Below are 16,434 nucleotides of genomic sequence, written 5' to 3'. Positions count from 1 at the left end.
GATGGCGTTGGACGTCCCATACCCGTGACGCCGCTACGCTCTGGTGTCATGCACGCTGATGTTCACGCCGATCTGGCGAAACTGTCCTTCCTGATCGGCCGCTGGGAAGGTGTCGGCGTCGCCGGATACGCCGACGAGGAGGAGTTCCAGTTCGGCCAGGAGCTCGTGTTCGAGCACCGGCCCGGACTCCCCTATCTGAACTACCGGGGCGCGGCCTGGCGGATGAGGCCGGACGGGACCCTGGGCGACCTGGTCACCGAGGAGTCGGGGTACTGGCGGGCGCTGTCGGAGGAGGACACCGCCGACCGCGAGGAGGGCGCCCCGATCGTCCACCTCGAAGTGCTCATCACCCACAACGAGGGCTTCATCGAGTCGTACGCGGGCACGGTGTTCGCGAACCGGGTCGAGATGGCCACCGACGCGGTGCTGCACACCTCCACCGGTCTCGACGTGAAGGCCTCGCACCGGCTCTACGGCCTGTTCGGCGACAACCGGGAGACCCTGGGGTACGCCTGGGACCTGGCGGCGCGCGGGCACTCGCTGCGCTCCTACATGTCGGCGCAGCTCAAGCGGGCGGGCAAGGACGCCGGGGAGCGGTAGGGCCCGGAGAAGGGGAACGGACCCCGGGCCGCTTCCCGCCGGTGTGGGCGGGGCCGGTCGGACTACTTCCGGCGGCCCGGGATCCGGGTGTCCGTTAGGGATTCGCCGCGAACGAACGTCGCGCGAAACGCGAGCTCGTCCTAGCGGACGGCCACCTCGCCAGTCCTGAGAGAAATCATCTTCGGGACCACCTCCTTTCCTGCGTGACACCGAAGGTACGTCCTGGGGGACCCTCGGGGCAAATGTTTTTCTCGCGAGCGAAACAGCAGGTCAGAGACGGGTTTTCGGTTCTCTCAACGAGAGGGCTAGGCTCGGTCGTATGACTTCGCCGCTGCTGAGCACACCGGGCGCCGTGAGCGCCGAGTCCCCCGACTCCGGGGTCGCCGCGCACTATGGCGACCCGGCCCACGAGGGCCGCGCCATCGAACGGTCGAGCGCGTGGGTGGACCGGAGCAACCGGGGCGTGGTCACGGTGACCGGGCCCGACCGGTTGACGTGGTTGAACGACCTCACCAGCCAGCTCACCCGGGATCTGCGGCCGGGCGCGGGCACCGAGGCCCTCGTGCTGGACACCCGGGGGCATCTGCGCCATCACCTGTCCCTGGTGGACGACGGCATCACCACGTGGATCCACACCGAACCGGGCGAGGGCGCCGCGCTGGCGGCGTTCCTGGACTCCATGCGGTTCATGCTGCGGGTCGAGGTGACGGACCGGAGCGCCGAGCGCGCGGTGCTCACGGTGGCGGGGCCCGAGCGGGAGAAGGCCGTGGCCGCCGTCGGGGTCGAGGACGTGCCGGCGCGCGCCGCCGACGACGAGATCGACCTGTTCCTCCCCGCGGACCGTCTGGTCACCGTCGCCGAGGCGTTGACGGCCGCAGGCGTGCGCCCCGCGGGCCTGTGGTCGTACGAGGCCCACCGGATCGAGCACCACCGGGTGCGCCCGGGGTTGGACACCGACGACCGCACCATTCCGCACGAGGTGGACTGGGTGGGTCGGGCGGTGCACCTGACCAAGGGCTGCTACCCCGGCCAGGAGACCGTGGCCCGGGTGCACAACCTGGGTCGGCCGCCGCGCCGGTTGATCATGCTGCACCTGGACGGGACCGCCGAGCGGCTGCCCGAGGTGGGCGCACCCATCGAACTCGGCGGCCGAGCGATCGGCCGGGTGGGGACCTCGGCCCGCCACCACGAGCTGGGGCCGATCGCCCTGGGCGTGGTCAAGCGGTCCGCGCCGACCGACGCCGAACTGGTGGTGGAGGGGATCGCCGCGGGCCAGGAGGTCGTGGTGGACCCGGACACGGGCGCCAACGCCAAGATCGACCTGCGCCGCCGCCCCCGCTAGCCGTGTTCCCCTCGGACCTGCGCTCCGCTTCGGTCCGTGCCCGGCGCGCCCGGAGAACGGGGACCCTCGGCCCGCCGCCGGCCTCCGGAACCCCTGGACGCCCTCACCGGTCCTCGACGGGAAAGGACATGCGGTGTCCCTGAGACCGTGGATGCTGGTGGTGCGGCTGTTGCTGGAGCTGACCGCGTTGGTCGGGTTCGGCTCTGCGGCGTGGCACCTTCTGCCGGATCTGCGCTGGTCGGCGACGTTCGCGGTGCCGTTGCTGGTGGCGACGGTGTGGGGGACGTTCGCGGTCCCCGGCGACCCGTCCAGGTCGGGGCGGGCGCCGGTGCCGGTCCCCGGGCCGGTGCGGCTGCTCGTGGAGTGGGCGGTCCTGTTCGGTTCCGCGGCGGCGCTGGCCTGGGCCGGCGCGACCGGTGCCGCCCTGGCGTTCGCCGGGGTGCTGGTGGTGTACCAGGTGTGCGCCTACGACCGGGTGCTGTGGCTGCTGGGCCGTCGGGAGGGCTCGGGCCGGGAGATCAGTTCGGGGTGAGCGGTGCCGTTCCACCGATCCACACCTCGGAGAACTCGGTGTTCTCCGGCGCCGTGAAGACGACATAGCCGGTGACGGTGGTGTCGGGGTTGATCTCGTCCCAGAAGTAATCCCAGGCCACCGTGAACTCGGCCTCGTCGTCGTTGAGGTACTCCTTGCCCTCGGTGGTCAGGGCATAGGTCCCCCACGTGTCGAACACCGTGGGGGAATCGCCCTGGTTGGTGACCAGGAGCCGGTAGATGTGGTACTCCATTCCGGACGGAGCCGTGGACTGCATCGCCATGCCGTCGGTGATGGTGGTGTCGGTGTAACAGATGTCCACCAGGATCCGGAGCGACCCGAAGGTCGTGGAGGCACCGGTGTAGGACTCCGGTGGCACGCTCGGCGTGTGCGATCCGGCGTCCTCCCGGCCGGTCGCGGGCTCCTCCGGTTCCCGGGGCCCGGGATCGGTCCCCGAGCCCTCGGGCGACGGGTCGGGGTCTTCCTCGTCCGGGGAGACGATCGGCGTCTCCTCGCCCGCGGTCACCCGCACCGTCGGGATCGGGGCGGCGGTGAGGGCGACCGTGGTCGCGATGCACCCGGTCCCGGCCACGAACACCGCGACGGGGATCGCGATGGCGCGCAGTACGCCGCCCGACCCCCGGGATCGGTCATTGGCATCCATGTACCTGTGACACAGAACACATGTCGTTCATTCCTCACAAATCACCTGAAACCACTCATACGGTGAGCACGATCTTTCCCCGGGTCCGCCCCTTCTTGCTCAACCGCCAGGCCTCGGCCGCCTCCGCCAACGGCAGTTCGTGTTCCACGTGGACGGTCAGCACCCCGGCGTCGGCCATCCCGGCCAGCTCGATCAGGTCGTCGGTGGAGGGGCGCACCCATACGTAGTGGCCGCCGAGCGCGGCCACCTCCGCGTCCGCGACGGAGAGCACCCGGCCGGGGGACCCCACCAGGGGCAGGCTCTGCGCCGCCGCCCCCGAGCCGACGAAGTCCAGCACCGCGTCGACCCCGTACGGGGCCAGACCGCGGACCCGCTCGACCAGCCCGTCACCGTAGGTCACCGGCTCCGCGCCGAGGGAGCGCACGAAGTCGTGGTTGCGCTCACTCGCGGTGCCGATGACCCGGGCTCCCAGCGCACGGGCGATCTGCACGCCCATGGATCCCACGCCCCCGGCCGCCGCGTGGACGAGCACCGTCTCCCCGTCGCCCACCCGAGCCCGGCGCATCGCCTGGAGCGCGGTGAGCCCGGCCAGCGGGGCCCCGGCCGCCTGCGACCAGTCCATCGACGCCGGTTTCGGGGCGATCAGCCGTACGCTCGCCGACACCAGTTCGGCGTAGGAGCCGTTCCGCGCCCAGTCCTTGCGGATGTAGCCGTAGACCTCGTCCCCGACCCGGTACTCCGATACGTCGAACCCGACGGCCTCGACCACACCGGCCACGTCCCACCCGGGGACCATGGGGAAGCCGGCCTCCATGACGGGGTCGAGTCCGCCCGCGGCCAGCTTCCAGTCCACCGGGTTGACACCGGCGGCCCGCACCCGGATCAGGACCTCACCGGGGGCCACCTTGGGGTCGGGGAGCTCCGTCTCCCGCAGTCCGTCCTCTGTCCCGTACTGTCGCAACGCCATCGCCTTCATGGACCCCGACGATAGTCACGGCCCGCCCTCCGGTCCCGGGGACACGGCGACGGCCCGGCGGGGAGATGGTGGATCCACCGGGCCGTGCGCGTTCGCCTCGCGTCCGCCCGTCTCAGGCGGACAGTGCGGCCGACAGGCGCTCCTCGTGGAGTCGGTCGCCCCAGGCCTGCGGCAGCGGGGCCAACTGCCCCACCCTCCAGCGCAACAACAGGTCGGCGAGCTGCGGGTTGCGCGGCAGCGCCGGGCCGTGCAGGTAGGTGCCCAGCACCTGGCCCTGGTAGGCGCCCTCGGTCCGGTCGTCGTTGCCGACGCCGCGCACCGTGGTGGACAGCGGGAGGGCCGACGGGCCGATCTCGGTACGGCCCTGGTGATTCTCGAAGCCGGTGATGCGGCCCACCCCCAGCGACGGGTCGACGTCGGCGACGATCTCGCCGACCGCGCGGGCCTGGCCTCGGCCGCTGCGGATGTCGAGGATGCCGATCCCGGGCAGCGGGTTGGCCTCGTCGTCGCCGTAGCTCTCGCCGATGATCTGGTAGCCGGCGCACACCGCGAAGACGCAGGCGCCGCGGGCGGCGGCACGGGCCAGACCGCCGTCGGCGCGCAGGCGTTCGGCGGCCAGGATCTGGGGGCGGTCCTCACCGCCGCCGAGCAGGTAGATATCGCCCTGCTCGGGGACCGCGTCGCTGGAGTGGACGTGCACGACCTCGGTGGGGATCCCGCGCAGTTCGGCACGGCGCTGGAGGATGAGGACGTTGCCGCGGTCGCCGTAGGTGCTCAGCAGGTCGGGGTAGATCCACACGATCCGCAGGGCGCTGGTGTTCGTCATGGGTGTCTCCTACTGGACGCGGCCGTAGGCCGTGCGGATCTGCTGGAACGCCGTGTAGTTGGCGATGAGGTCGACCTTGGTCAGTCCGGGCTGCTCGGCCTTGAGCCTGCCGAGGACCTCGTCCACCCGGTCGGCCACCTCGAAGCGCACGCCGTCGGTCTCCAGGCGCAGGGCCAGGTCGGTGCGGCGCTCGCCCATGACGAACACGCGGCGGTCGCGCAGCACCGTGTAGTCGACGTCCCACAGCCAGGAGGTGTCCTTGCCGTCGGGGATCTGCGCGTTGACCGACAGGATCACCGGGGTGCGGGGCGGGTCCAGGACGGCGAAGGACTCCAGCCACCCGGCCGGGTTCTTGGCCAGCAGCAGGCGGACCTCGACGCCCATGGTGACCACGGAGGTGTAACGGCCCGCGACCGAGGTGATCTCGCGCAGGCGCTCCACGGTGCGCTCGGGGTCCAGTCCGTAGCCGGCGGCGGTGGCGGCGGCGATCGCGGCGTTGGAGCGGTTGGCGTCACCGGGCAGGTTGAGCCGGAGCTTGAGGCGGCGGCCGTCGGGGGTGACGAGCACGTCGGAGTCGTTGTCCACGCCCCAGGTGGTCTCGGGGCGGGCCAGTCCGCACTCGGGGCAGGCCCAGTGCGGGTCCTGCTCACGGCGCAGGTGGCCGCCGCACTCGGGGCAGCACCAGGAGTCCTCCTTCCAGCGCTGCCCGGCCGAGACCCAGGTGGCGTTGGGGGCTCCCAGCCCCGCCCAGGCGACGAGCGGGTCGTCGGCGTTGGCGATGACGTGGGTGTCGCTCTTGCCCAGCGCGGTGCGCCAGCGCTTGGCGAGCAGGTTGATCTCCGAGGCGCGGTCCATCTGGTCGCGGCTCAGGTTCATCAGGACCACGAACGAGGGCTGGGTGGCGACGAGGACCTGGGGCAGGTACTTCTCGTCGACCTCCAGGACGCCGTTGACCGCGGACCGGTTGTTCGACAGCGCCGTGATGTGCCCGGTCGGCATGTTGGCGCCCTGCTCGTTGGTGGCGACGTCGCCGAACTCCCGCAGGGCGTGGGAGATGAGACGGGTGGTGGTGGTCTTGCCGTTGGTCGCGCTGACCAGGGCGAGCCTGCGCCCCCTGGCGAGCTTGGAGAGCAGGTCGGGTTCGACCTTGAGCGCGATCTTTCCGCCGATCACGGAACCGTCGCCGCGACCGGTGGCACGGGACAGGCCGGCCGCACTCCTCCCCAGTACCGATGCCAGTTGGGCGCGCAAGGGAAGCTCGCTCATGTACTCTCCACGATCGCTTGATCACCTGCGCCGATGCGTTGCGGCGGCGGGCGATGTGTCGGGCCAAGCCTATTGTCCACCGGCTATCGGCTCCGCCAGTCCAGCCGCTCCGGAGGAGGGCCGAGGTTGGGCGGCACACGCCCCACCGCCCCATCGGTCCCCACCGGGTCCGGTACGGCCCCGACGGGCGTGTCGGGAGCGGCGACGGCAGGAAGGATGCGGGGGCGGACCCCGCCGTCGTGGCCGCGTGCCTCCGTCGACGCACCGGCCACCGCGCCTGTTTCGTCACCACTGATCCGGGAGTCGTCCACTGTGGCCAGTGTTGCCGTGGACAGGGTGAGAATACCCGGATTGGTGTCGGCCAGGACAGGGCCGTCGGGGCCCAGAACGAGGGCGGCCGTGGCCGGCAGGGCGCACAGCGCGTCGGCGTCGGGGGAGAACGGTCGGGTGTGCCGGGTCGGATCGTCCTCGGCGGACAGGGGTGCGTCGGCCCACTCCTGTGCGGCCGTCGCCCGGCCCCACACCGTGGCCGATCTCACATGGCGGACCAGGTCCAAGGGGGCGACGGCGGCGGCGGCGTTGCGGATGACGGCGCCCGAGTCGGTGTGCGGGGAGGCGAAGAAACGGTCGTCGGCCGCCACCTCCGCGTCGGGGTCCTCCTCCGGCGCGGTGGCGCCTTCGCCCACCTCCTCTGCGACCGTCTCGGTGAGCCGGTGCAGGGCCGACCGCGCCGCGCCTCCCGACCGCCCGCCCGACGGGTGGGCGGCGATCGCGTCGGCCACCGCCGGGGCGGTCCCCTCCTCCTGGCGCATGACGACGGGCAGCCGTCCCGGGCCGGTGAACCGCGCCAGGGCGGCCGGCACGGCGGTCCGGAACATGAGGACGACCTCCACCCCGCCGCTCCCCGCGGCGGCCAGGACCTGGTCGATCTCCCCCTCGGGCAGGGTCTCGGCGCCGCACACCACCACCGTGCGACCGCGCCTCCCCCGGGCACGGCGGGCCTCGTCGGCCGGGACCCCGGCCACCTCCAGGAGTTCGCTCAGGGCGGCCACCGCGTAGGTGCCGTACACGCGCGCGGCGACCTCGCCCGAGGCCCGGTCCGTGGAGATGATCTTGACCTGGGCGTAGGCACCGTCCTCGGCGCGCGTGCCGACCGCCTCGAACGGGGAGAGGCGGCGTTCCAGTTCCCAGGCCCGGTCCCAGTGACCGCCGGCGCAGCGTTCGCGGACCCGGGCGCGTTGGTCGGGGGTGAGCAGGGCGAGCGCCGGGTCGTCCTCGGCGGCGTCCCCCTCGGGGGTGATGAGGGCCCGCAGGCCACCGATGAGTTCGGCGATGCCCGCCCGGGGGCCGAGCACCTCCATGAGCCGCAGCAGGAGGGTCTCGTCGGCGTCGACGTCGTCGACGGTCCCGGAGGCCGCCGCGACGGCGGAGAGGATGCGGGCGCGCTGACCGGCGTCCAGGTCGGTGCCGAGCGTCATGCACGGCAGGTCGGCCGGCAGCACCCACCGGCGCGGGGCCACCGCGCAGCGCCGTGCCAGGCGGACCAGGTCGCGGGTCACCGAGCGACCGGTGAGGTCGACGACGGTGAGGTCGCCGCCCTCGCGCAGCCGGGACACGCCGATGGTGGTGAGCAGCGCCGACCATCCGGCGTCCGCCCCGCCGACGACGATGATCGCGCCCGTGTCGGCGGGGGCGGTCACCCCGTACCAGAGGGGTCGGGCCTCGAAGGCCCGGCAGGCGGCCTGCCAGGCGGTGTGCTCCCGAGCGTGCTCGTCGAGGCGTTCGCGCAGCGCGTTCTCGCGGGCGGCGCGTTCGGCCTCCAGGCGTTCGCGGGCCAGCATGAGCCGGCCCGCGATCACCTGTCGGCTCTGGAGCAGGGCGAAGACGATCGGGGCGGCGATGGTCACGCAGGCCAGGACACCGCCCACGGCGAGGTTCCCGGGCAGGACCCGCAGGGACCACAGCAGCGGACACAGCAGGGCGAACACGCCGAGCCCGACCAGCGCGACGTGCAGCGGCCGGTTGGTGCGGGCCTCGCTGTCGCGCTGGTCGGCGATCCACTGCTCGTCGACGGCCTCCGCGTCGGCCGGGGTCGGCCGACGCGGGGGCGGGCCGGGCGGGGGCATGAGCACGGTGTACCGCCAGCCGACATAGGTACGCGCGCTCACGCCGTCCGGCCTCGGGATGGGGGGCACCGTCCGAACACCTCCTGATCGACCGCCCGAGGGGCGGCCGGGGACTCGGTTCACTCGGGGACACGGCCGACCCGGGCCGACGCGTGTGGGCACGATGCTGTCACCACCGGGCCGGCTTGTCACCGTCGCGGCGTGTCTCCCCGCGACCGGGCGGTCCGTGCCCGTCGGAGGCCGTGTCCCCGAGGGATCAGTAGGCCGGGCAGCTGAGGCCGGGTTCGGGGACCTCTCCGCGCAGGAGGTAGGCGTCGATCGGGTCGTCCACGCAGGGCATGCCGTAGCCGTAGGCGGTGTGACCGGCGCCCTCGTAGGTGACCAGGGTCGCGGTGTCCAGCTGGTCGGCCAGCTCCTCGGCCCAGGCGTAGGGTGTGGCCGGGTCGCCGAGGGTGCCGACCACCACGATCGGGGGCGCGTCGGGCGCGGTGAACCCGGTCGGGGCGACGTCGGTGTCGGGCCAGTAGGCGCAGGGCAGCTGCCCCCACACCAGGTCGGGGCCGAAGAACGGCGTGTCGACGGCGATCCTCTCCGCGGCGTCCCGGTAGACGTCGAGGTCGGTGGGGTCGACCCGGTCGGCGCAGTTGATGGCGGTCAGCGCCGCGTCGGCGTCCTCGTGGAACCCCTCGCCCTCCTCGTCCTCGTTCCGGGCGGCCTCTCCGCCCTCACCGGCGGTGTCGTCCTCGTACGAGGAGCCGTAGGTGAGGTCGTAGAACTCCGCGAGGAGTTCGTCGGCGTCGGCGGCCTCCTCCTCCAGGGCGGTCAGGGTGTGGGCCATGTCGGTCCAGACGGTCTCGTCGTAGAGCGCCTGGCCCACCATCCCCAGCATGGTGCCGGCGTCGATGGGGGTGTCCTGGACGACGGGCGGGTCGGCGTCGAGTCGCAGGAGGAGGTCGGTCATCTCGTCCTCGGCCGCCTCCGCACCGGTGAAGGGGCAGGTCCCCTCGCCGGAGCAGTCGGTGACGAACAACTCCCAGGACGTCTGGAAGGCCTGTGCCTGGTCCAGCGCGACCTCCACGTTGGGCCGCTCGGTCTCGACCGCGCCGTCCAGCACGAGGGCGCGGGTGTTCGCGGGGAACATCTCCGCGTACAGGGCACCGATGTAGGTGCCGTAGGAGTAGCCCACGTAGCTCAGGGCCTCGTCGCCCAGGGCGGCGCGGACGAGGTCGAGATCGCGGACCACGTTGACGGTGCCGATCTCGGCGAGGAACTCCTCCCCCACCGTCTCGGCGCAGTCGTCGGCGTAGTCGCGGGCCGCCCGCTCCAGGCGGTCCAGGTCGGCGTCGGTGACGGCCGTGGGGTCGTCGACCTCGTACTGGGCGGCGGCCAGCGCGTCCCAGTTCCCGCAGGCGAAGCCGCCGCTGTCGCCGACCCCGCGCGGGTCGAAGGAGACGATGTCGAAGGCCTCTCCGATCTCCTCGCTCAGCTGGGGGTGAGAGAGCATCTCCAGCCCCGACTCACCGGGGCCGCCCGGGTTGAGGACCAGCGAGCCGATCCGCTCGTCGGGACCGCCGGTGGCGGGCACCCGGGCCAGCGCGATGTCGATGGTGTCCCCGTCGGGGGTGTCGTGGTCGAGGGGGACCGCGAGGGTGGCGCACTCCAGGGCGGTCACCCACGCGCTGTCGCCGTACTCCTCGGCGGCCTCCTCGGCCTCGTCCCCCTCGTAGCAGGGCGTCCAGTCCAGAGCGGTGACCGCGACGTTCTCCGCGTCCCCCGGTCCCGCCGGTGTGATCGCCGTACATCCGGCGACCAGCAATGTCACGACGCCCGCCAGCGCCGGCACCCCTGTGTACCTCACGTGTTCGCGCCCCTCTCCGCACGGCCTCGTCGCCGTGCCCCGTTTCTCGGACGGGGGATGGGACGGGGCCACCGCGAAAGTGGTTTCGGGCTCATCACGGAATGGGGCATGCCGTACGACACAAAGGGGACACGAAGGGGCGCCGGGGGAGCCACCGGCTCCCTCCGACGCCCCGTGTCGTCTCAGTCCGGCCCGGCCGGGGCCGGACGGGATCGGATCAGGCCTGGACCTGGAGGTCGATGACCTTGCCGACCTCGGCCCGCACCGGGTACTCGCCGGTGAAGCCCTGGGAGGCCAGGACGCGCACCTTCCAGTCGCCGTCGGCGGCGAAGAACCGGAAGGTCCCCTCGTCACCGGTGGCGACCTCGCCGACGAAGTCGTCGGAGGCGTTGAGGAGTCGCGCGTAGGCGCCGCGCAGCGGCTGACCGTCACGCGTCACCGTGCCCTGGATGACCGCCTGGTCTCCGGCGTTGACGTCGGCGAGGGCGACCCCGCCGACCGGTGCTCCGCAGCTGTCGCTCACTTGGTCTCCGCCTCTCCGAGCTCGACCGGCACGCCCACCAGGGAGCCGTACTCGGTCCACGAGCCGTCGTAGTTCTTGACGTTCTCCAGGCCGATGATCTCGTGCAGGGCGAACCAGGTGTGCGAGGAGCGCTCGCCGATGCGGCAGTAGGCGATGATCTCCTTCTCCAGGTCGACCCCGGCCTCCGTGTAGAGCTCGCGGAGCTCCTCGGCGGTCTTGAAGGTGCCGTCCTCGTTGGCGGTCTTCGCCCACGGGATGTTGCGCGCGGTCGGGATGTGGCCCGGACGCTGCGAGGACTCCTGCGGCAGGTGCGCGGGGGCCAGCAGCTTGCCGACGAACTCGTCGGGCGAGCGCACGTCGACCAGGTCCTTGGTGCCGATGGCCTCGACGACCTCGTCACGGAAGGCGCGGATGCTCAGGTCCTGGTCCTGGGCCCGGTACTCGGTGGCGGTCCGCTCGGGGACCTCCTCCACCAGCTCGCGGGAGTCCAGCTCCCACTTCTTGCGGCCACCGTCGAGCAGACGGACGTTGTCGTGGCCGTAGAGCTTGAAGTACCAGTAGGCGTAGGCCGCGAACCAGTTGTTGTTGCCGCCGTAGAGGACGACCTGGTCGTCGTTGGAGATGCCCTTGGCGGACAGCAGCCTCTCGAAACCGGTCCTGTCCACGAAGTCACGGCGGACCGGGTCCTGGAGGTCCGTCTTCCAGTCGATCTTGACGGCGCCGGGGATGTGTCCCTTGTCGTAGGCGGACGTGTCCTCGTCGACCTCGACCAGGACCACGGTGGCGTCGTCCAGGTGAGCCTCCACCCAGTCGGCGTCCACAAGGACGTCGGAGCGGCTCATGGGGAACCTCCTGTTGTTTCTTTGCGTGCGGTGTCGCGTGGGCTGTTCGGTTCCCACCGGACACGGGGTCCGGTGGGCACGGAGGGGGATCAGGCCGGCTTCCCCGTCGCCAGGAGACGGCGGCCGAGAAGGTACATCTCGCATCCGGCGCAGAAGGCGAAGGCGGCGTTGAGGAAGGCGGCGGTGAGGGCGAGGGCGGTCGCGCCGACACCGAGCCACTCGGGACCCACCAGGTATCCGATGAGTCCGAGGGCGGCGAAGGCGAGTCCCACCCCTTGCGCGAACCGGGGCGGCCGGGCGTCCTCCGTTTCGGAGGGCGGGCCCAGCCGGGGCCGTACGACGGTGGAGAACAACAGGGCGTAGGGCGAGTGGCGCACACCCGCGAGGACGCCGATCGCGAACACCACGGCCTGGAACCCCAGGATCCAGGGTTGGGCGAAGGCGAGGGCGGCGGCCAGCACGAGGGTGGTCAGGACAGCGGCGAAGCGCTGTCCGCGAGGGTCGACCTGCATGACGAGTTGTCCCTGGCGTACACGAGGAGAAGGGTCGGTCGCGCGAGGAGGCGGGGGCTCAGGGGCCCGCACGCCCTAGGGACACAGACAGAGCGCGGCGGCGACGCGGCAGAAGTCCACCGCCCGTCGCTTCGTCAGATACGCGCTCGTCAAGGAAGTCACGTCCTTGACGCTACAGGCCTCTCAACCCGTTGTCACGGGTGGCCTGGATCACAGAAGGGCCCATCCGGGCCGGTGAACGGGCGTGCGGCCCGCCGTTCGGGGACCGGATGGGGAGGCGGGTTCGCCGTATTCCCTGGTGATCCGGTCGGAAAGGGTGGTCTGAGGTTCCGATCCGCCGGGTCAGGAGACCGCGAGACCGATGGCGGCGATCACATCGGCCTTGCGCGGTTGGCCGCTCGCCCGGCGCGTCACACGCCCCCGCGCGTCCAGGACCAGGACCGTGGGGGTGCGCATGACGTTCAGCCGACGCACCAGGTCCAGGCGGGACTCGGCGTCGATCTCCGCGTGCGCGACGCCCTCGACCATGTCCACGACCTCCGTCAGGATCCGACGGGTGGCCCTGCACGGCTGGCAGAAGGCGCTGGAGAACTGCACGAGCGTGGCCCGCTCCCCCAGGGCGGCACCGATGTCCTCGGCGGTCAGCGCCGTCGCGTCGTCGGCCTGATCGCCGCTGTCGGTGCGATCGGTCGGTTCGCCCATGGGCCCCGGCTCCTCCCCCACGGCCACCGTGCCGTGGAACGCGGACTCGTTCGCGGGGGCGGTCCGCCCCTGCGTGCGGAAACGGCCCCGCCCCCGCCGCCACAGCAGACCCACGGCGGTGGCCGCGAGCAGCGTGACGGCGAGGGCGGTCAGACCGACGGGGTCCATCAGGCGGCCCCGGACCCCATGAGGGGCACGTCCTCGGCGACACCGGTGACCCGCAGTCCGCCGGAGACGGCCTCGGCGTCGGTGACGGTCATCCCGAACGGCATCTGCGGCATCGGGAAGGAGACCGTGATCATGTCCGAGACGACCCCGGTGAGGTCGATGGGGGCACCCTCGACCTGGATGTCGGTGGGCGTGGCCGAGACGACCCCGTCCTGGACCGAGATGTCCAGGGCCGCGGAGACCGGAACGCTGATGCCCAGGTTCACCATGGCCAGTTCACCGCTGGCGTAGGGCTTGCCGCCCTCGGTGGAGACCGTGATGCCCTCGGGCAGGAAGGGGTTGAGGATCGCGTAGGGCAGGACCGCCGAGCCGTCGATCCGACCGGCCGTGACCTGGGGCTGGTCGAGCAGCTCCGCCAGGGGCGCGTCGACGTCCTTGGCGCGGACCTCGATCTGCTCCACGGGGTACTCCCCGAAGGTCGCCGAGGGAGCGGAGATGACGATCTCCTCGTAGGTGCCGCCGAGCGCCTGGGGCAGGAAGGCCCAGCCCTCGATGGAGACCGCGGGGTCCTGCTCCATCTGGAACTGTTGGGCCACCTGGCCGGCGATCATGTTCTGCGCGAGTGCGCGTCCTCCCACGTCGGCGCTTATGACGAGGACCGCGAGGAGGATGAGGAGGACGACGAGAAACTTACGCATCTGGAATCCCAGCACACTTTCTTTCGCTCCGGCGCGCCTCTCGGCCGGATGAGTCCGGCCGGTCATCGTCACACGCCACCGGCGCCCGGGGGACACCGGTCAGGAGGAACCTGTAGGGAAGGGTACTTCACCGGACTTGGACGCCCCGGCGCGTCCGACGGTTCTCCGACACGTGGCCGTTTCGCCGGACTTCACGGGGTCGACGGGGTTCGCGGGGCGCGGATCCACCGGATACGGGACTCCGCGCACGCGCACGGCGCCGCGCGGCGCCCCGGCACACCCTAGGGCATGTTCCGCGGGCACCCACCCTGCGGCGGGGCACCCCGGCACCCGCCGAACACGTCCTAGCGGGGCATGAGCAGCGCGGCCAGGCCGTCGCTGGCGGCGGCTCCCGCGAGGGAGAGTTCGATCACGTTGGTGGCCACGACGTGGGAGGCGGAGCGGCGGGCGAACTCGATCACGTGCGGCTGCTGCTCGTGCTCCTCCTTGGCCAGGTCGTCGCGGTAGATCGCGTAGACGATGCGCTGGAGCGGCGCGCTGGGCACCGTGTGGCAGGCGAACAGGAGGGTGTCGGGCTCACGGTCGGCGACCTGGGCGACGACCGCCTCGGCGACGCGGTCGAAACCGGTGCCCTGGCCGTCGGCGAGGGTGTAGATCGTGATGACGCCGCGCAGTTTGGCGGACGGCGCCTGACGCACGGGCGGGCCGTCGTAGTAGTCGTCGTACGGGTCGGCGTTGCGACGCTTACGGCGCACGGGCTCCTCCAGGAGTTCGTCTTCGGGGTCCGCGTCGTCGTCGTAATCGTCGTAGTAGTCGTCGTCCTCGTAGTCGTCGTGGCGGCGCGGGCGCGCGTCCAGGGCCGCGGCGCCCCAGAGCGCGGCGACGGCGCCGAGCATGAGCAGCGGGCCTCCGGCGCCCAGGCCGAAGCGGCCGACCACGACGGACAGGATCACGGCGAGCGCGATCAGGCCGAGGACCCCCAGGCGGAGGTTGCGGTCGGCGGAGGAGCGACGGGCGACCGCGACGAGGGCCGTGACGAGGAAGACCGCCACGACGACCTGCGTGACGTTGACGAGCGTGCGCGGAATGAGGTCGTAGTGGTCGCCCAGGGCGGGGAGGGTCCTCCCGAACCGGCCGCTGAGCCGGTCGGCGCTGAGGATGACGAGGGGGACGATGGTGAAGGCGCTGAGGAACAGGCGCGAGGCGAACCGCCCCTGCGCGGAGCGGACGCCGTACTCCAGGGCGCCCCAGGCCATGTAGAGCGGTCCCAGGAGGCTGATGCCGATGTGGAGCAGGCGGAAGGTCGGGCCGCCGAAGCCGAACATCGCGCCGATCACGGCCGCGCTCAGACCCACGGTCATCGTCAGGCCCGCGACGAGCCATCCGATGATGGCCACACCGGGGCGACGTTGGGCGTACGCGGCGAGCGCGGCGGTGGCGCTCCAGCCCACCAACGCGCTCATGAATGCCAGTCCTACCGTCACCATCCCGACAATGATGATGCACGTGAACGGGTGGGTGTGCACTCCGTACCGGTACGTGGGGACCTTTTCAGGGAAGATCCCGCAGAATGACGGGCAAACCCGCTTTCCCTACTGTGAGCTTCATCACGTGAATTCACGGCCTCTCCCAGGGGCTCCACGGGACCCGCCGGTGGTCGTAGGCTCGCAATTACGCGGGGAGCACGTCGTCGCGGACGACGCTGAACGCCTCCCCCACCCGAGCCAGGAGAGAAACGTGTCACACGACGTCGTGTCCCCGACGCCGGCGGGGGCCGCCTTCTTCGATGTGGACAACACCCTGATGCGGGGAGCGTCGATCTACCACTTCGCCCGCGGCCTGGCCGCCCGCGATCTGTTCACGACCCGTGACCTGCTGCGCTTCGCGTGGGGCCAGACCGTGTTCCGGGTGACCGGGAGCGAGCAGCCCGAGCACATCAACGCGGCGCGCGAGGCCGCGCTGGCGTTCGTCGCCGGGCACGACGTGCAGGACCTGGTCGGCCTGTGCGAGGAGATCTACGACGAGACCATGGCCGACCGCATCTGGGAGGGCACCCGGGCCCTGGTCCAGCGCCACCTGGACGCGGGACAGTCGGTCTGGCTGGTCACCGCCACACCGGTGGAACTGGCGCAGATCATCCGCCGCAGGCTCGGGCTGACCGGCGCGCTGGGCACGGAGGCGGAGAGCATCGACGGGGTGTACACCGGACGGCTCAACGGAGACCTGCTGCACGGCCCGGCCAAGGCCGTGGCGGTGCGGGAGCTGGCCGCCAAGGAGGGATGGGACCTGGCGGGCTGCGCGGCCTACAGCGACTCCTCCAACGACCTGCCGCTGCTGTCACTGGTGGGACGACCCAACGCGGTCAACCCCGACGGGGACCTGCGCCGGTACGCGCGCACGCACGGGTGGCCCGTGCACGACTTCCGTACGCACCGCAGGGCGCTGAAGGTCGCGGTCCCCGCGGCGGCGGTGGGCGCGGCGGTGGGCGCGATGGCGATCCGCGCGGCCGTACAACGCAGATCGGGCTGAGCGGACACGGGAGCACGGGGCACGGGGGCGCGGGCGGGATCGGTTCCCCGCGCCCTTCACGGGCCGCCGCGGGCACACCCGGGCGGACCCGACCGGAGCCGGAGAGCACCACCGGGCCCGCGCGTACACGGACGGACGCGCTGAACGGCCCGGAGCACGACCGGGCGCGGACGCGCCGAGCGGGCAGGGCCCGATCCTCAGGACGACCGGGCCGGCGCCTACGCGCGTGAACCCTCAACGGGGAGGGGTCGGGGCACGGCGGTGCACCTC

Annotated in this window: 17 protein-coding genes; 4 read left to right on the top strand and 13 right to left on the bottom strand. The window is 72.0% G+C overall.

Features of this window, described 5'->3' with window-relative positions:
- The first annotated feature begins 48 nt into the window (after positions 1 to 48).
- The 3 genes from RM479_RS07530 to RM479_RS07520 all read left to right on the top strand — a co-directional run bounded on the left by RM479_RS07530 (position 49) and on the right by RM479_RS07520 (position 2,474).
- Positions 49 to 600: an FABP family protein gene (locus tag RM479_RS07530; RefSeq protein WP_311510989.1), complete on the top strand. Its 552-nt coding sequence runs from the start codon at positions 49 to 51 to the stop codon at positions 598 to 600.
- 319 nt (positions 601 to 919) lie between these two features.
- Positions 920 to 1,942 (top strand): CAF17-like 4Fe-4S cluster assembly/insertion protein YgfZ, encoded by a 1,023-nt coding sequence (gene ygfZ, locus RM479_RS07525; RefSeq protein WP_311510988.1) that lies wholly within the window; start codon positions 920 to 922, stop codon positions 1,940 to 1,942.
- 133 nt (positions 1,943 to 2,075) lie between these two features.
- Positions 2,076 to 2,474, top strand: a complete 399-nt coding sequence (locus RM479_RS07520) for a YrdB family protein (RefSeq protein WP_311510987.1) — start codon at positions 2,076 to 2,078, stop codon at positions 2,472 to 2,474.
- Here RM479_RS07520 and RM479_RS07515 read toward each other — a convergent pair.
- The 13 genes from RM479_RS07515 to RM479_RS07460 form a co-directional block, all read right to left on the bottom strand.
- Entirely contained in the window at positions 2,461 to 3,138 is a 678-nt protein-coding gene (locus tag RM479_RS07515) for a DUF4352 domain-containing protein (RefSeq protein ID WP_311510986.1), read from the bottom strand. The two genes, RM479_RS07520 and RM479_RS07515, sit on opposite strands and share 14 nt — an antisense overlap.
- Positions 3,139 to 3,193: 55 nt before the next feature.
- Positions 3,194 to 4,114: an NADP-dependent oxidoreductase gene (locus tag RM479_RS07510; protein WP_397221569.1), complete on the bottom strand. Its 921-nt coding sequence runs from the start codon at positions 4,112 to 4,114 to the stop codon at positions 3,194 to 3,196.
- A 112-nt stretch (positions 4,115 to 4,226) separates the two neighbouring features.
- A complete protein-coding gene (locus tag RM479_RS07505) occupies positions 4,227 to 4,940 on the bottom strand; it encodes a type 1 glutamine amidotransferase (RefSeq protein ID WP_311510984.1) in 714 nt (237 codons plus the stop codon).
- Between the two features lie 9 nt (positions 4,941 to 4,949).
- Complete coding sequence (locus RM479_RS07500; protein ID WP_311510983.1) at positions 4,950 to 6,206, bottom strand: Mur ligase family protein; 1,257 nt, start codon at positions 6,204 to 6,206, stop codon at positions 4,950 to 4,952.
- 83 nt (positions 6,207 to 6,289) lie between these two features.
- Positions 6,290 to 8,332, bottom strand: a complete 2,043-nt coding sequence (locus tag RM479_RS07495) for a hypothetical protein (RefSeq protein ID WP_311511023.1) — start codon at positions 8,330 to 8,332, stop codon at positions 6,290 to 6,292.
- A gap of 256 nt (positions 8,333 to 8,588) precedes the next feature.
- Entirely contained in the window at positions 8,589 to 10,190 is a 1,602-nt protein-coding gene (locus tag RM479_RS07490; RefSeq protein WP_311510982.1) for an alpha/beta hydrolase, read from the bottom strand.
- Positions 10,191 to 10,407: 217 nt separating this feature from the next.
- Complete coding sequence (locus tag RM479_RS07485) at positions 10,408 to 10,713, bottom strand: DUF1416 domain-containing protein (protein ID WP_311510981.1); 306 nt, start codon at positions 10,711 to 10,713, stop codon at positions 10,408 to 10,410.
- The gene (locus RM479_RS07480; protein WP_274808448.1) at positions 10,710 to 11,555 is read right to left on the bottom strand and encodes a sulfurtransferase; all 846 of its coding nucleotides are present in this window, start codon (positions 11,553 to 11,555) and stop codon (positions 10,710 to 10,712) included. Before RM479_RS07480 ends, RM479_RS07485 begins: the two co-directional genes overlap by 4 nt.
- An 89-nt stretch (positions 11,556 to 11,644) precedes the next feature.
- Positions 11,645 to 12,067 (bottom strand): DUF4395 domain-containing protein, encoded by a 423-nt coding sequence (locus tag RM479_RS07475; RefSeq protein WP_311510980.1) that lies wholly within the window; start codon positions 12,065 to 12,067, stop codon positions 11,645 to 11,647.
- A gap of 75 nt (positions 12,068 to 12,142) precedes the next feature.
- Entirely contained in the window at positions 12,143 to 12,229 is an 87-nt protein-coding gene (locus tag RM479_RS27580) for a putative leader peptide (protein ID WP_352983320.1), read from the bottom strand.
- 180 nt (positions 12,230 to 12,409) lie between these two features.
- The gene (locus RM479_RS07470) at positions 12,410 to 12,769 is read right to left on the bottom strand and encodes a thioredoxin family protein (RefSeq protein WP_311511022.1); all 360 of its coding nucleotides are present in this window, start codon (positions 12,767 to 12,769) and stop codon (positions 12,410 to 12,412) included.
- 167 nt (positions 12,770 to 12,936) lie between these two features.
- Positions 12,937 to 13,635 carry an LmeA family phospholipid-binding protein gene (locus tag RM479_RS07465; protein ID WP_311510979.1) on the bottom strand — a complete coding sequence of 233 codons (699 nt, stop codon included), beginning with the start codon at positions 13,633 to 13,635 and terminating at the stop codon, positions 12,937 to 12,939.
- A 344-nt stretch (positions 13,636 to 13,979) separates the two neighbouring features.
- Complete coding sequence (locus RM479_RS07460) at positions 13,980 to 15,098, bottom strand: putative quinol monooxygenase (RefSeq protein WP_311510978.1); 1,119 nt, start codon at positions 15,096 to 15,098, stop codon at positions 13,980 to 13,982.
- A gap of 274 nt (positions 15,099 to 15,372) precedes the next feature.
- Here RM479_RS07460 and RM479_RS07455 point away from each other — a divergent pair, with 274 nt between their 5' ends.
- Entirely contained in the window at positions 15,373 to 16,164 is a 792-nt protein-coding gene (locus tag RM479_RS07455) for an HAD family hydrolase (protein WP_274808452.1), read from the top strand.
- Positions 16,165 to 16,434: the final 270 nt, after the last annotated feature.

Origin of the sequence: Nocardiopsis lambiniae, assembly GCF_031845465.1 — a bacterium.
Classification (GTDB): Bacteria; Actinomycetota; Actinomycetes; order Streptosporangiales; family Streptosporangiaceae; genus Nocardiopsis; species Nocardiopsis lambiniae.
The sequence above is the reverse complement of the archived record's forward strand: the minus strand, read 5'-3'. Positions and strand labels throughout refer to the sequence as shown.

Coding starts and splice junctions, on each gene's coding strand:
- RM479_RS07475 (WP_311510980.1), bottom strand. CDS start 12,067: ATGCAGGTCGACCCTCGCGGACAGCGCTTCGCCGCTGTCCTGACCACC.
- RM479_RS07510 (WP_397221569.1), bottom strand. CDS start 4,114: ATGAAGGCGATGGCGTTGCGACAGTACGGGACAGAGGACGGACTGCGG.
- RM479_RS07515 (WP_311510986.1), bottom strand. CDS start 3,138: ATGGATGCCAATGACCGATCCCGGGGGTCGGGCGGCGTACTGCGCGCC.
- RM479_RS07480 (WP_274808448.1), bottom strand. CDS start 11,555: ATGAGCCGCTCCGACGTCCTTGTGGACGCCGACTGGGTGGAGGCTCAC.
- RM479_RS07500 (WP_311510983.1), bottom strand. CDS start 6,206: ATGAGCGAGCTTCCCTTGCGCGCCCAACTGGCATCGGTACTGGGGAGG.
- RM479_RS07505 (WP_311510984.1), bottom strand. CDS start 4,940: ATGACGAACACCAGCGCCCTGCGGATCGTGTGGATCTACCCCGACCTG.
- RM479_RS07495 (WP_311511023.1), bottom strand. CDS start 8,332: ATGCCCCCGCCCGGCCCGCCCCCGCGTCGGCCGACCCCGGCCGACGCG.
- ygfZ (WP_311510988.1), top strand. CDS start 920: ATGACTTCGCCGCTGCTGAGCACACCGGGCGCCGTGAGCGCCGAGTCC.
- RM479_RS07460 (WP_311510978.1), bottom strand. CDS start 15,098: ATGAGCGCGTTGGTGGGCTGGAGCGCCACCGCCGCGCTCGCCGCGTAC.
- RM479_RS07470 (WP_311511022.1), bottom strand. CDS start 12,769: ATGGGCGAACCGACCGATCGCACCGACAGCGGCGATCAGGCCGACGAC.
- RM479_RS07530 (WP_311510989.1), top strand. CDS start 49: ATGCACGCTGATGTTCACGCCGATCTGGCGAAACTGTCCTTCCTGATC.
- RM479_RS07465 (WP_311510979.1), bottom strand. CDS start 13,635: ATGCGTAAGTTTCTCGTCGTCCTCCTCATCCTCCTCGCGGTCCTCGTC.